Source organism: Kocuria sp. KSNUG (assembly GCF_049532735.1).
In the GTDB taxonomy this organism is placed as follows: domain Bacteria; phylum Actinomycetota; class Actinomycetes; order Actinomycetales; family Micrococcaceae; genus Kocuria; species Kocuria rhizophila.
This window is the reverse complement of sequence record NZ_CP150981.1, coordinates 2338904-2353944: the sequence shown is the minus strand read 5'-3', so window position 1 is coordinate 2353944 and position 15041 is coordinate 2338904. Positions and strand designations below refer to the sequence as shown.

The 15041-nt window shown below is 73.4% G+C and carries 7 protein-coding genes; 5 read left to right on the top strand and 2 right to left on the bottom strand.

Annotated elements, in window-relative coordinates:
* The first annotated feature begins 286 nt into the window (after positions 1-286).
* Together AABM36_RS10240 and AABM36_RS10235 are read left to right on the top strand one after the other, a co-directional pair.
* A complete protein-coding gene (locus AABM36_RS10240) occupies positions 287-3850 on the top strand; it encodes a PD-(D/E)XK nuclease family protein (protein ID WP_423446049.1) in 3564 nt (1187 codons plus the stop codon).
* Complete coding sequence (locus tag AABM36_RS10235) at positions 3847-7332, top strand: ATP-dependent helicase (RefSeq protein ID WP_423446047.1); 3486 nt, start codon at positions 3847-3849, stop codon at positions 7330-7332. The genes AABM36_RS10240 and AABM36_RS10235 overlap by 4 nt, the downstream gene beginning before the upstream one ends.
* Here AABM36_RS10235 and AABM36_RS10230 read toward each other — a convergent pair.
* Positions 7281-8528: a macrolide 2'-phosphotransferase gene (locus AABM36_RS10230; RefSeq protein ID WP_423446045.1), complete on the bottom strand. Its 1248-nt coding sequence runs from the start codon at positions 8526-8528 to the stop codon at positions 7281-7283. The two genes, AABM36_RS10235 and AABM36_RS10230, sit on opposite strands and share 52 nt — an antisense overlap.
* A gap of 85 nt (positions 8529-8613) precedes the next feature.
* Here AABM36_RS10230 and nudC point away from each other — a divergent pair, with 85 nt between their 5' ends.
* Together nudC and AABM36_RS10220 are read left to right on the top strand one after the other, a co-directional pair.
* On the top strand, positions 8614-9588 hold the full coding sequence (gene nudC / locus AABM36_RS10225) for an NAD(+) diphosphatase (protein ID WP_423446043.1): 975 nt from the start codon (positions 8614-8616) through the stop codon (positions 9586-9588).
* On the top strand, positions 9582-11387 hold the full coding sequence (locus tag AABM36_RS10220; protein WP_423447938.1) for an ATP-dependent helicase: 1806 nt from the start codon (positions 9582-9584) through the stop codon (positions 11385-11387). The genes nudC and AABM36_RS10220 overlap by 7 nt, the downstream gene beginning before the upstream one ends.
* 31 nt (positions 11388-11418) lie before the next feature.
* Here the strand turns inward: AABM36_RS10220 and AABM36_RS10215 are convergent, their stop codons facing one another.
* Positions 11419-13710 carry an alpha/beta fold hydrolase gene (locus tag AABM36_RS10215; protein WP_423446041.1) on the bottom strand — a complete coding sequence of 764 codons (2292 nt, stop codon included), beginning with the start codon at positions 13708-13710 and terminating at the stop codon, positions 11419-11421.
* Between the two features lie 279 nt (positions 13711-13989).
* On the opposite strand from AABM36_RS10215, the gene AABM36_RS10210 reads away from it, so the two are divergent.
* Positions 13990-14997 (top strand): LacI family DNA-binding transcriptional regulator, encoded by a 1008-nt coding sequence (locus AABM36_RS10210; RefSeq protein WP_289929050.1) that lies wholly within the window; start codon positions 13990-13992, stop codon positions 14995-14997.
* The last annotated feature ends 44 nt before the right edge of the window (positions 14998-15041 follow it).

The window sequence follows — 15041 nt, the reverse complement described above, 5'->3', positions numbered from 1 at the left end:
CCGGCCCTGTCGACCCCGACCCGGTTGATCCCGCCCCCTGTGACGCCGGCCCGGTCGATCCGTCGCGGGGCACCTCGGCGGTTCCGGGGACCGGATCGAAGAGCGAGGGCTGCTCGGGCACGGGTTCGGCGCGCGCGGCGGTACCCGGCCCGGCGGGCGGTTCCGGGGCGTCGAAAAGGGCGGGCTGGGCGGCGTCGTCGGAGTGGTTCGGGGAGGACATGGCACCACGGTACTGGGTGTGACCCGCGCCCTTATGCGTGTCGGAGGCGCATGGTGGGATGAGCCCATGCGAACGCAGCGAGAAGCCTCCTGGCGTGTCCTCCCGCCCCGCGGCACGGACACCGACCAGGCGCCTGTGGAGCTGGACCCCGCGCAGCGGACGGTGGTGGACCTGCCGGCCGGGCACGGCCCCGTCCTGGTGATCGGAGCCCCCGGTACGGGGCGCAGCACCGTGGTCGTCGAGGGGGTGGCGCGCCGGATCGCCGCGGGCACGGACCCCCAGCGGATCCTCGTGCTGACTCCCTCACGCGAGTCCGCGGCCACGCTGCGGGACCTCGTGAGCCGCCGGGCCGCGGCCACCATCAGCACCCCGCTGGTGCGGGCCTGGCAGGCCTACGCCTTCGACGTCCTGCGGCGCGCGCAGTCGGAGGGGCTCATGCCGGGCATCGACCTCCCCCCCGTGCTGCTGTCCGGGCCGGAACAGGATGCGTTCCTCGCGGACATGATGCGCGGTCACGCCGCTGGTCTCGGTGGCTCCGTGGTGTGGCCCGCGGACCTCCAGGACGCGCTCGGCACGCGGGGATTCCGCGGTCAGCTGCGGGAGCTGTTCGACCGCATGAACGAGTACCGCGTGGAACCCGAGCAGCTCGTCGCATGGGCCGAGCCCCTCGGCCACCCGGAGTGGCGCACCGCGGCCGCGTTCCGCACCGAGTACCAACAGGTCCGGGCGCTGCGCATGCCCAACGTCTTCGACCCCTCCGAACTGGTGGACCGGGCCGCCCGTGTCCTCGAGGAGAACCCCGAGTTCCTCGCGCGGGAGCAGCAGCGCCTGGACGTGGTCATGGTGGACGACCTGCAGGAGGCCACCCGCTCCGTGCACCGGCTGATCGGTGTGCTGTGCCGCGGTCAGGACGCGGTGTTCACTGCCAATCCGGACACCACCGTGCAGGGCTTCCGCGGGGCACGCCCCGAGGCGCTGCGCACCCTGGAGGACCGTGTGGGAACACCCGCTCGCCCGGTCCAGCGCCTGCACCTGCGCACGAGCCACCGCATGTCCCGTGCCGTCAACGAGGCCTGGCAGCGTGTGGCGCGGGCCGTTCCCGTGGTCGCGGGAGCGCGCATCGACAGAGCACCGGGAGCGCCGGCCGGCTCGGACGCCGAACCCTCTGCCGAACCCACTGCCGATCCCCCCGCTGACCACCCGCATGAGCACACCACCGGACTCACCGCATCCGTGGCCCGTCCCGGGGGCGCCGAACCCGCGCTCGCGCCGGGCGGGGGGCGGGTGGCCACCTTCGAGTCGCCCACGGCCCAGTCGCGCTGGTGCGCGGACCACTTCCTGCGGCTCCACGTGCTGCACGGCGTCCCCTACCGGGACATGGCGGTGATCGTGCGCAGCGGCCCGCAGCTGTCCGCGCTCACCCGGCAGCTCTCGTCCCTGGGGGTGCCCACCACCACGTCCGCCGCGGAGACGCCGTTGCGGGACGAACCCTCGGTGATCCCCCTGCTGGACGCCCTCCGGCTCCTCCTGGCGGCGCAGGAGCTGTCCGGCGGCCAGGACCAGGCCGCCGGCACGTCGCCGTCCGAGGCGACGGACGACTCACCAGCGGAACGCACGGACCAGACCCTGGACGGGGAGACCCCGGACGAGGACACAGCCGTCCGCGACGAGCAGCCCAGCCCGCGCACCGTGCTCACCGCCGCCACGGCGGTCTCGCTGCTGACCTCGCGGATCGGCGGCGCGTCCCCCATGGAGGTGCGCCGCATCCGGCAGCGGCTGCGCGGCTACGAGCTGCGCACGGGCGGGGGGCGCACGAGCGACGACCTCCTCGTCCAGGCCCTCGGGGACGGACTCCTCCTGGAGCTCGCCGAGGTCCGCTCCGACGCCGCCGCCCGGGTCGCCGACATGCTCGAGGCAGGCCAGGCCGCACTGGACGCACCCGGTGCCACCGCGGAGTCCGTGCTGTGGGCGCTGTGGGAGGCCTCGGGTGTGGGGCCGCGCTGGCGGCGTCGTGCGCTGGCCGGGGGAGCGGAGTCCGTGCGGGCGGACCGGGACCTGGACGCGGTGGTCGGGCTGTTCGAGGCCGCCGAGCGCTTCGTGGACCAGGTTCCCGGGGCCACCGCCCGGGCGTTCATGGACTACATGGACCACCAGGAGCTGCCCATGGACACCCTCGCGGCCAGGGCACCCGCGGAGGACAACGTGTCCGTCACCACCCCCGCCGGAGCCGCGGGGCGGGAGTGGGCGCACGTGGTCGTGGCCGGAGTTCAGCAGGGGGTGTGGCCCAACACCGCCCTGCGTGGGCAGCTGCTCGGCACGGAGGTCCTCACGGACGCGCTGGACCACGGCCCCGAACAGGCCACCCGGCTCGGCGCCGTGGACCGGCTGCGCCAGGTGCGCTTCGACGAGCTGCGGCAGTTCGCCACGGCCGTCTCCCGCGCCCGCACGAGCCTCACCGTCACGGCGGTGGCCACCCAGGACGAGCAGCCGTCAGAGTTCGTGGACCTCGTGGCGCTGGGCCGCGGTGAGGACACAGGCATCGCCGTCGAGGAGCTCGACGCTCCGGAACCGCTCACCCTGCGCCAGCTGACCGGCACCCTGCGACGGACCCTCCACGCGGAGGACGCGCCCACGATCCACCGTGAGGCGGCCGCACGGCTGCTCCACGAGTTCGCCACGGCCGAGGACCCCGTGGCGGGTGCCGCCCCCGATCAGTGGTGGGGAGTGAACCCCCTGACCACGGAGGAGGCGCTGTTCGACCCCGAGGAGGCCGTCCGCGTGTCGCCCTCCAAGATCGAGACCGTGCACCGCTCGCCCCTCGACTGGTTCGTGTCCGAGGCCCGCGCCACGGAGACCACGGACCTCAAGCGCGGGCTGGGCACGCTCGTGCACGACATCGCCGAGCACATGCCGGACGCGGACGCCGTGGAGCTGATCGCGGAGCTGCGTCGCCGGTGGCCCTCCCTCGGGATGCCAGAGGGATGGACCGGTGCGCGGGAGCTCGAACGCGCCGAGACCATGCTGCGGAAGTTCGCGCAGTACGCCCGGGAGATGCGCACGCAGCACGAGCGGGAGCTGGTCGCGGTGGAGGGGAGTTTCCAGGTCCTCGTGCGGAACTCGGCGCGGGACGCACTGCTGACGGGGCGGGTGGACCGCTTGGAGGTGGACGCCCACGGCCGCCACGTGGTGGTGGACCTGAAGACCGGCAAGCACAAGCCCACCAAGGACGACATCCCCGAGCACCCGCAGCTCGCCGCCTACCAGGTGGCCCTCCAGGCCGGTGCCGGGCAGGCCATGCAGGACAGCGTTCAGAGCGAGGACCTGCACGGCACGGACCGCCCCGAGCGGATCGAGCTGCCCGAGGGCACCGTGCTCACACGGCCGGGAGGAGCGCTGCTCGTCCAGCTCGGCGACGCCACGGCCAAGCCCGGCGTCCAGCAGCAGGATCCGCTGGACGAGGACCACCAGTGGGCCCGGGAGCTCATCGCCCAGGCGGCGCTGCTGATGGCCGGGACCCGGTTCGAGGCCCGCCACATCGCGGAGCAGGAGAACGGCGGCCACGGCAGATCGTGCGCGGTGCCGTGGTTGTGCCCGTTGTGCGCGCAGGGCAGACAGGTGACGGAGAAATGACCATGCAGGACTTCACCCCGGAGGACATCAGGTTCTCCCCGCAGGACATCGCCGAGGCCCTCGGGGATCACCCGCCCACGGAGCAGCAGGCCGAGGTCATCGCCTCGCCCCTCACGCCGCGGCTCGTGGTGGCCGGTGCAGGCTCCGGCAAGACCACCACCATGTCCGACCGCGTCACCTGGCTGGTGGCCAACGGGCTGGTGCAACCCGAGGAGATCCTGGGCGTCACCTTCACCCGGAAGGCCGCCGGAGAACTCTCGCAGCGCATCGCGAAGAAGCTCCGCATGCTGCGCAGCACGGGCCTGCTCACCGAGCCCGAGGAGGACGAGGACGCTCCGGGGGCCGTGCAGGAGCCCACCGTGAGCACCTACCACTCCTACGCGAACTCCCTGGTGCGCAGCTACGGCCTGCGCCTGGGCATCGAGTCGGACACCGTGCTGCTCGGGCAGGCCCAGACGTGGCAGCTGGCGAGCGACCTCGTGCGCGGCTGGGACGGTCCCCTGCCCGAGTCTGTCCCCGCCGTGGACACCCTGACCGGGGGACTCATCACGCTGTCCTCGGAGGCCTCCGAGCACCTGGTGGACGCCCACCGGATCCGCGAGTTCGTCCAGCGCTTCCGCCTGGCGTGCCAGGACGTCCCGCCGGACGGCCGCAAGAAGTCCCCCGGGGACAAGGTGGTGAAGGCCCTGTCCCGGATGGAGCAGACGGACGTCCTCGCGCAGCTGGTGGAACGCTTCCACGCGGTCAAGCGTCAGGAGTCGGCGCTGGACTACGGCGACCTGCTCTCCCTCGCGGCACGCATCGTCCGGGTGGACCCCCACGCGCGCACCGTGGAGCGAGACCGCTTCAAGGTCGTGCTGCTGGACGAGTTCCAGGACACCTCGCACGCGCAGCTGGCGCTGTTCTCCGGTCTCTACGGGGACGGGCACTGCGTCATGGCCGTGGGCGATCCGCAACAGTCCATCTACGGCTTCCGCGGAGCCTCGTCCGGGCAGCTGTTCAGTTTCGTGGAGAACTTCCCGCTCCGCGGGGCGGACGGTCACTCCCAGTACGCCCCCACGAGCTTCCTCACCACCGCGTGGCGCAACAGCCTGTCCGTCCTGGACGTGGCCAACGCCGTCGCCGCACCGCTGCGCACGGCACCGTCCTGGAGCCGGTCCGCCGCGTCCGTGGACGTGCCGCCGCTGGACCCCGCCCCCGGAGCGGTCCGCGGTCGCGTGCGGGTGAGCCGCTACCTCACGGACACGGAGGAGGCCCAGGCCACCGCTGGGCTCATCCACGAGCAGCGGGCCGCCCACGAGGGCCAGACTCTCGAGGAGATGCCCACCATGGCCGTGCTGTGCCGCCGCAGGGCGCAGTTCGAGCCCCTCAGGCTGGAGCTCGAGGCCCTCGACATCCCGTACGAGGTCGTGGGGCTGGGCGGGCTGCTGCACACCCCGGAGGTCAGCGACGTGGTGGCCATGCTGCACGTGCTCACGGACCCGGGCCGTTCGGACGCCCTGGCCCGGCTGCTCGCGGGGGCGCGCTGGCGTCTCGGCGCGCGGGACCTCGCCGCGCTGGGGGACTGGGCGGCCGAGCTGGAACGGCGGCACGAACGTGCCGCGCGGGGCGAGCAGCCCACCTATTCAGAGTCCGAGGCCCCGGGAACCCGGGACACCCCCACGGGCGAGGTCGCCGCCGACGTGGTGATGGCCGATGCCGTGGACGGCTCCAGCCTGATCGAGGCCCTCGAGACTCTCCCGCGTGACGGCTGGGTGTCCTCGCGGGGCCGCAGCATCACCCCCGACGGCATGCATCGGCTCCGGTCACTGCTGGCGGACGTCAAGGCCCTGCGGGAGGTGCTCGGGGACGAGCTGACCACCGTGATCCACGAGGTCGAGACGGTGCTCGGGCTGGACATCGAGCTGGCCGCGCTGCCCGGGGAGGACCCCGCGACCGCGCGGCGCAACCTGGACGCCTTCACGGACCAGGCGGTGCAGTTCTCGGCCACCACGCGCACCCACGACGTCGCGGCGTTCCTCGCCTGGCTCGAGGCCGCGTCCCGGGAGGAGAACGGGCTGGACCTGCCGCCCTCCCACACCCGGCACGACGCCGTCCAGCTGCTCACGGTGCACGCGTCCAAGGGCCTGGAGTGGGACCACGTCTACGTTCCGGGACTGAACCAGGACGACTTCCCCTCCAAGAACTCCTCCGCGTGGACGGGGGATGCCGCCAAGCTTCCCTGGCCGCTGCGCGGCGACGCGTCGCAGCTGCCCGAATGGGCACCGCGGGTGGACGACGTGCGGGAACTCGAGGCGTCGTTCGCGGAGTTCACCGAGGACGTGGCCGAGCACGACCTGGGGGAGGAACGCCGCCTCGCCTACGTGGCCTTCACCCGGGCCAAGACGCTGCTGGAACTCTCCGGTTCGGTGTACCGCGGCACCGGCAAGAAGTCCAAGGCGGCCTCGCCGTTCCTGCAGGAGGCCCGGGACATGGCGGAGGCCGCCACCCCGGGGCTCGAAGAAGGGCCGTGGGCCGACGGCTCAGAGGCGGACGGCAACCCCCAGCTCGACACCCGGGTCAGCGCCCTGTGGCCCTACGACCCCCTGGAGGGCCCCACGATCACCCGCACGTCACGAGACGCGGACGGCAGATTGACCGAAACAGTTCTGCCACCGGCCCACGCGGGCCGTCGCGCTCGGGCGGAGGCGGCCGCGCGGGCCGTGCGGGAGGGCGGCTTCCCGGAGCTGCGCGAGCTCTCGCAAGAGGAGCTTGCCTCTGGCCCCGAGGGCGCCACCGTGCGGCGGTGGCGGCACGAGGCCGAGCTGCTCCTCGCGCGACGCGCCGACCCCGACCGTCCGCGCACGGTGCACATGCCCTCGCACGTTTCGGCGTCCGCGCTCGTGGCCATGGACAGCGATCCCGAGGGGTTCATCAGTGGGCTGCGCCGGCCGATGCCCCGGAAACCGGGATCAGCGGCCCGGGCGGGGACTGCGTTCCACACGTGGGTGGAGAACTTCTACGGGGACGCCGCCATCTTCGACCTGGACGAGCTGCCCGGTGCGGACGACCACGTGGACGAGGACCTCGACCTTCCGCGACTGACGGAGACGTTCCGGGCGAGTCCGTGGGCCACGCTGCAGCCCTTCGCGATCGAGCTGCCGGTGGAGACCCCCGTGGGTTCGCTCACGGTGCGGGGTCGCATCGACGCCGTGTTCAGCACCCAGGACGGATGGGAACTCGTGGACTGGAAGACCGGGCGGGTGCCGCACGGCCGGGACCTGCGGCAGAAGTCCGGCCAGCTGGCCCTCTACCGGCTCGCGTTCGCGCGCTGGCAGGGCGTCCCGGTGGAACGGGTCTCGGCGGCGTTCTACTACGTGGCCGAGGACCGTGTGGTGCGCCCCCACGACCTCGCGGACGAGGCACAGCTCGAGCGCATCGTGGCGTCCCTCTACCGTCGGGGGGCAGCGCCCTCGGCGGACGGGTCGTCCGAGTCCCCGTGACCGTGGGCTGAGCCCTCCACCTCAGAGGCCTCCTCGCTCGAGGCCGTGTCGCTCATGGCCTCCTCGGTGGTGGCCTCCGCGCCGGTGGTCCCTTCACCGGTGGCTTCCTCTGCGGGCCCGGTCTCGTCGGTGGGTGCATGCATGCCGGTCTGCGGCGAGTCCAGGGCGCTCGAGCCGGCCCCGGACGGGACGGGTTCGTCGACCGGGCCGGGGACTCCCGGGGAGGGGGACTCGCTCGCGCGGACGTCGCGCGCGAGCGTGTCCAGCATCCGGCGCGCGTTGTCCACCATGGACGGGATGTCCCGGTCCACGCCGCGCACCAGCCACTCGGCCAGTGCGAACTCGGCCTTGAGGTGCGCTCGGCGCAGCAGGTGGCGGTCGGGCGGCTGGACGGCGGCCACGGAGTAGGCCTCCAGCACGGTGTCCGCGAACGTGGCGTCGCTCATGCCCACGAGCCACGAGAAGTCCTCGGCGGGATCCCCCACGTGCAGGTCGCTCCACCCGGTGAAGGAGGCCAGGGAACCGTGGTCCACCGTGATGTTGTCCTCGTGCAGGTCCCCGTGCACCACACGGGTGGAGAACTGCCACAGGGTCGTGTCCTCCATGGCCTCCTCCCAGCGACGCAGCAGCTGGCCGGGGATCTGACCGGTCGTGGCGGCGCGGTCGAGGTCGTGGAGCATGCGCTTGCGGCACTGCTCGGCGCTGTAGGCGGGCAGGTCCGCGTCCATCACGAGTGCGCGGGGCAGCGAGTGCAGCGCACCCAGGGCCCGGCCGATCTGCACGGCGATCGGCGCTCGCGGCGTGGCACTCGGGGACGGGGCGTGCAGGGGCGGCTCGGGGTGGGTGTTCTGCCGCTGCAGCTCCGGCAGGCTGAGCGTGGAGCCGGGCAGGTGCGAGTAGACGAACGTCCGCAGCTCTCCCCGGGCCACGGAGCCGGCCACGGAGGGCAGGTGGAACGGCAGGTGGGAGCGGATGGAGGGCGTGAAGGCCTGCAGCACCAGGTGCTCGGTCTCCAGGCGCATGCTCGCCTCGGTGGTCAGGGGACTGCGGACGCGCCAGCGCTTCCCGGCGGCGTCCTGGACCACGCAGGACCGGAAGTCCGCGGCGTCGTCGGGAGAAGGACCGGTGGCCACGGGGGCCACTCCGGGCACGGCTGCGGCGGCAATGGCGGCTAGCAATTCGGGGGTCGTTCTCACCCCGTCCACCCTACCGCCCGAGCCCTTGGCGGGGGCTGTCCACACGGCCCGTGTGGGTGTCCGGGGCCGGGTCTACAGTGGTGCGGTGATCTCATCCCAGGACCCTGCCACCCCGCCCGCGCCGCAGCTCGGCCCCGAGGACCTGCCCTTCGCCGGTCGGCCGTTCGACCGGGATGCAGTGGAGCGCGAGCACCGGGACCTCGTGGCCGCGGCCGGGCAGTCGGGCTCCGCGCGGGTCCTCGTGCTCCGGGGGTCCCAGGTGCCCACCACGGTGAACGGGCCGTTCCTGCCACTGCTCACCGAGGTCCCGGACGCCACGGGGGAGCCGGCGCGGCCGGACGTGTACCTGGGCCGCACCGGGGACGGGACCCGGGTGGTTCTGCGGACCTTCCCGGAGCACGCCCAGCTGTCCGGGTTCGAGGCCGTGCAGTGGCAAGGGCTGAGCAGCCTGGCCACCACCGTGGACCCGGAGCTGACAGCGCTGCTGGTCACGGGCCAGGCCATCGCGCTGTGGCACCGCGACCACCCCCGGTGCCCCCGGTGCGGTGCCCTCACGGAGGTGGTGCGCTCGGGTTGGGCCCGCCGGTGCCCGGAGGACGAGTCCCTGCACTTCCCCCGCACCGATCCCGCAATCATCGTGGCCGTGGTGGACGACCACCCGGACCCCGCCCGGCAGCGGATCCTGCTGGGACGCTCGTCCTTGTGGAGCGGCAACCGCTACTCCACGTTCGCCGGATTCGTGGAGCCCGGTGAGTCCGCGGAACAGGCCGTGGTGCGGGAGGTGGGTGAGGAGGCCGGGGTCGTCGTGGACACCGTCCAGTACCAGGGATCGCAGCCGTGGCCGTTCCCCCGCTCTCTCATGCTGGGCTACCGCGCGGTGGCCCACACCGCGACGGTGCGCGCGGACGGCGAGGAGATCCTGGACGTGCAGTGGTTCACCCGCGAGCAGCTGCTCCACGCGGCCCGTCAGGGTGATCTCATCCTGCCGAGCCGGGTGTCCATCGCCCACGCGCTGATCGCCAGCTGGCTGGGCCAGGAGCTGCCGGAGACGGCCTGGTGAGCGCGGACGCGGCGGGGGAGCAGACCGCGGAGGAGCGGATCCTCGGGGGACTGGACCCCGAGCAGCGGGTGGTGGCCACCACGCTGCGCGGCCCGGTGTGCGTGCGCGCGGGGGCGGGCACCGGCAAGACCCGGGCCATCACCCACCGCATCGCGTGGGGCATCGCCTCGGGGGTCTACACCCCGCAGAAGACCCTCGCGCTGACCTTCACCGCGCGTGCCGCCAACGAGATGCGCCAGCGCCTGCGCGCGCTCGGCGCCCCCGGCGTGCAGGCGCGGACCTTCCACTCCGCGGCCCTGCGCCAGCTGCAGTACTTCTGGCCGCAGGCCGTCGGCGGGCCCCCGCCCGGGCTGGTGAACCACAAGGCGCGGCTGATCACGGAGGCGGGCCAGGCCATGCGCCTGTCCACGGACCGGGCCACGGTCCGGGACGTGGCCGCCGAGATCGAGTGGGCCAAGGTCTCCATGCTCACCCCGGACACCTACGTCCAGGCCGCGCAGAAGCGGGACATGCCCGCGGGCTGGGACGCGCGCACCATGCAGCGGCTCTACCAGTCCTACGAGGACCTCAAGGCGGACCGGCACCTGATCGACTTCGAGGACGTCCTGCTCATCACCGTGGGCATCCTGGAGGAGGACGAGCGGATCGCGGCGGCGGTCCACGCCCAGTACCGGCACTTCGTGGTGGACGAGTACCAGGACGTCTCACCCCTGCAGCAGCGGCTGCTGGACGCGTGGCTCGGCTCGCGGGACGATCTCTGCGTGGTCGGGGACGCCTCCCAGACCATCTACTCCTTCACGGGCGCCACGTCCCGCCACCTGCTGGACTTCCCCGCGCGCTACCCGGGGGCCTCGGTGGTCGAGCTGATCCGCGACTACCGCTCCACCCCGCAGGTGGTGAACACCGCCAACCGGCTGCTGGCCGCGCGCCGCCCCTCCCTCGGCTCCACCCCGGACACGTGGGCCACCCCGCTGCGGCTGGTCTCCCAGCGGCCCGCGGGCCCGGAACCCGCCTGGAACGAGTACCCGGACGACGAGGCCGAGGCCGCGGGCGTGGCCGTGCGCATCCAGGACCTGATCGACGACGGTGTTGCCCCGCACGAGATCGCCGTCCTGTTCCGTACCAACGGCCAGTCGCAGGCCTTCGAGGCGGCGCTCGCGGACGCGAACATCGGCTTCCAGCTGCGCGGCTCGGAGCGGTTCTTCAACCGACCGGAGATCCGCCAGGCCATCGTGCAGATCCGCTCCGCCGCGCGCACGGCGGGCGCGGACCGCGCGGACGTGCCCCAGCAGGTGCGTGACATGCTCGGCTCCCTGGGCTACACCGAGCGGGCACCGCGCTCCGACAGCGCCACCCGCGCCAAGTGGGAGTCCCTGCGCGCGCTCGTCTCGCTCGCGGACACCATGGCCCGCCGCGCGGCGGAGGACGGCGAGACGCTCTCGCTCGCGGGGTTCGCCCAGGAGATCGAGCGCCGCGCCGCCACCCAGGAGGCGCCGGTGGTGGACGGCGTCACCCTGGCCTCCCTGCACTCGGCCAAGGGCCTCGAGTGGGACGCCGTGTTCCTGGTGGGACTCTCCGAGGGGCTCATGCCCATCTCCTTCGCGGACACCCCGGACGCCATGGACGAGGAGCGGCGCCTGCTCTACGTGGGGATCACCCGCGCGCGGGAGCACCTCGTGTTCTCGTGGTCGCTCTCGCGCACGCCGGGCGGGCGCCCCAGCCGCTCGCGCTCGCGGTTCCTCGACGCCGTTCTGCCGCCGGAGCCGCGCACCCCGGCACGACGCCGCGGCCTGCGCTGACCGTCGAGCACGCCCGGGCCGTGCGGCGTCGTCAGCTGCGGTTTACCTGGGCCCAGAAGTCGGAGGCCAGGGCGGCGAACTCGTCCGCGCGCTCGATCATGGGTCCGTGACCCGTGTTCCGGAAGCGGTGGGTGCGCGCGCCGAGGGTCTGTGCGCCGCGGGCGAGGTGGCGGAAGGGCAGCACGGTGTCCTTGTCGCCCCACACGATGAACACCGGCACTCCCGTGGCGCGCACACGAGGCACCAGCGCCGCGCGCCACCCGCTCCTGACGCCCGCGGGCGTGCCCACGGAGCGCAGCATCTCGAGCATCGCCGCAGCACCCCCGGGCCGCTGCGACAGCCGGTGGTTGTGCGCCACCCGTTCAGGGGTCGCGAAGCGCGGGTCGTGGTACATGGCCCGCTCGGAGCGCAGGGCGCCCTTGCGGCTGGGTGCAAGGGCCCGCTCGCCCACGCCGGGGATGCTCGCGAGCCGCAGGGCGGGACTCACGCCGCGTCCGAAGCCCGCCGAGTCGACCAGCAGGAGGCTGCGCACGAGGTCGGGGCGGTCCGCGGTGAGCTGCATGGCCACGGCCCCGCCCAGCGAGTTGCCGACCACGTGCGCCGGTGCCATCCCGAGGGTCTCCACGAGCCCGGCCACCCGCTCGGCCAGGTGCTCCAGCCGCATCCCCTCGGGCGGGACCTCGGAGCCGCCGAAGCCCGGGAGGTCCACGCTCACCACGCGGTGCCCGGCGCTCAGCAGCTCGTGCTGCTCGTCCCAGTCCTTCAGGCTGCGGCCGATGCCGTGGATCAGGAGCACGGGGGTTCCCGCACCGGTCTCCCGGTACTGCAGCCCGTTCCAGTGCCGCAGGTCGGGCTGGTCGTGGACCTCGTCGGACGCGTGCGTGAACTCCAGCTGGTCGTCCCGCTCGGCGCCGGGGCGGAACAGGACCTTGTCCCGCAGGTAGTTCTGCCGCACGTTCCAGGCACCGTCGGAACCCTGGCGGGGGAGCAGGTGCGCACCGCGCTGGATGTACCCCGAGGCGAGGTCGATGAGCGGGCGCAGCCCGGTCCTCGGCCCCGAGTACCGGGGCGTCACGGCCACCGCCCCCGCTCGGTCCATGCGGTCCAGCACGCGGTGGAAGTACTCGGTCACGAGGTCCACGCGCAGCGTCCACGAGGAGTTCGTGTAGCCGATGGCGAAGGCCATGTTGGGCACCCCGTCCAGCATCATGCCCCGGTAGCTCACGCGCTCCGCCGGGTCCACGGTCTCGCCGTCCACCACGAGGTCCGTGTTCCCGAGGAACTGCACGTTCAGGCCCGTGGCGGTCACGATCACGTCCGCGTCCAGGTGGCGCCCGGATGCCAGCTGGATCCCGTCCGGCGTGAAGCGCTCGATGGTGTCCGTCACGACCTCGGCGTCCTCCCCGCGGACGGCGCGGAAGAAGTCCCCGTCCGGCGCGGCGCACAGCCGCTGGTCCCACGGGTCGTACTCCGGCGTGAAGTGCTCGTCCACCGGGAAGGTGGGGCCCAGGTGCTTCACCGCACCGCGGTGCAGCAGCTCGCGCATGGCCTGCGGGCGGCGTCGGCTGAACTCGTAGACCGCCATGCCGCGGGCGATGTTGCGCCAGCGGTTGGCCGCGCCGGCCAGGCGGGGAGGCAGGCGGCGTCGCAGCCTGATGCCCGCCTCGTCCCGGCCCGGCACCGAGGCCACGTACGAGGGGGAGCGCTGGAGCATGCTCACCCGGGCACCGCGGTCCACGAGCGAGGGGACCAGGGTGATGGCCGTGGCGCCGCTGCCGATGACCACCACACGCTTGCCGGTCACGTCCAGGTCCTCGGGCCAGTGCTGCGGGTGGACGACCGTGCCCCGGAACTCGGGGAGGGTGGGCCAGTCCGGAGTGAAGCCCTCGTCGTAGCGGTAGTAGCCGGTGGCCATGAACAGCCACCGCCCGCGCAGCCGGGAGACCTCGCCCGTGTGGACGTCCTCGTGCGTCACGGTCCAGGTGTGGGTGGCGGAGGACCACTCGGCCCGCCGCGCACGCTGCCCGAACCGGATGTCCTCCAGGACGCCGGCCTCCGCAGCGGAGGCACGGACGTACTCCAGGATGGTGTCCCCCGTGGCCAGGCTGCGCTCGCCGGTCCACGGGCGGCTGCGGTAGCCGAACGTGGCCATGTCCGAGTCGGAGCGGATGCCGGGGTAGCGGAAGAGGTCCCACGTCCCGCCGATCTCGTCCCGTGCCTCCAGGACGGCCACGGTGCGGCCCGTCCCGGCCAGTTCCCGCGCGGCCCCGATGCCGGAGATCCCCGCGCCGACGATGATGACGTCGACCTCGTGCGTGCTCATGCCGTCCTCCAACTGCCTGTGCTGTGGTGTGCGACGACGCCGCCGCGCGTCGGCCCCGCACCACAGGTTCGGGGTGGGCACGTCGAGCACCTGCCCGGCGACCGGTTCCGGCCCGGCGACCCGTTCCTGCCCACCGGGCCGGAGCTCGGGGAGAGTACTAACGCGCGTTAGTGTCGTGACAGCCGAGTGTAACAGCTCACATCCCCGGCCGGACAGGGCCGCTGCCGACCTGCCGGCCACTAGCATGTGGGCATCGACACACAGGGAGAGCACATCAGCATGGACGGCGGCAGCACCCCCGCACGGCGGGCCACGAGCGCGGACGTGGCGCGTCTCGCCGGGGTCTCACGGACCACCGTGAGCTTCGTGCTCAACGACACTCCCGCGCAGTCCATCTCCGAGCAGACCCGGCGTCGCGTCCTCGACGCCGCCCACAGCCTCTCCTACGCACCCTCCGCCGAGGCCCGCGCGCTGAGCAGCGGGCGCTCCACGTCCGTGCTGGTCTACCTGCCGCCCTCGGGCTCCCTCACGGAGGACATCGGCGACATCGTCGAACGGCTGTCCGTGCTGTTCGAGGAGGCGGGCCTGTCCATGGTGATCCACGCGTGGACCCGCCGCCCCGCCACGCACGTGTGGTCCTCCGTGACCCCGGCCGCCGTGCTCGCGTGGGACCTCGCGGACGACGACGCCGAGCGGATGCGCCGCAACGGGGTGCGCGGGGTGCTCTCCTGGACCGGCTCGGACAGCATGGGCCGGTGGATCACGGGTCCGCGCGAGGAGGACGTCGCCCGGGTGCAGGTCGGCCGCCTCATGGCCGCCGGCCACGAGCACCTGGGGTACGCGGTGACCGGCCGTGACCACATGCACGGCGTCTCCCAGCTGCGCTACTCCGTGCTGCGGCGCGAGTGCGAGGCCCAGGGTCTGCCCGATCCGCGGCTGCTCCCCGTCCCGGCCGATCCCCGGGGCGCCGCCGAGGTCCTGCGGGCCTGGCGGGCCGAGGACCCCGTGGCCTCCGGGGTGTGCGCGCACGACACCACCGCCGCGCTCGCCGTGCTGGCCGGGATGCGCGCCCTGGGCTGGGCCGCGCCCCGGGACCTGGGCATCGTGGGAGTCAACGACTCCGCGGCCGCCGCGCTCGCGGATCCTCCACTCACCATGGTGGCCGTCGACGCGGACGTCACGGCCCGGCACATCGTGGCCGTGGTCACCGCGCTCGTGCGGGGGGATCCGGAGCCGCCGGTGCCCCCCACCGGCGGGGCCTCGATCGTGGACCGCGAGTCCGTCTGAATCCGTCCGCGGATGCGGGCGGGTGCGACGATCCGGGCCAGCCC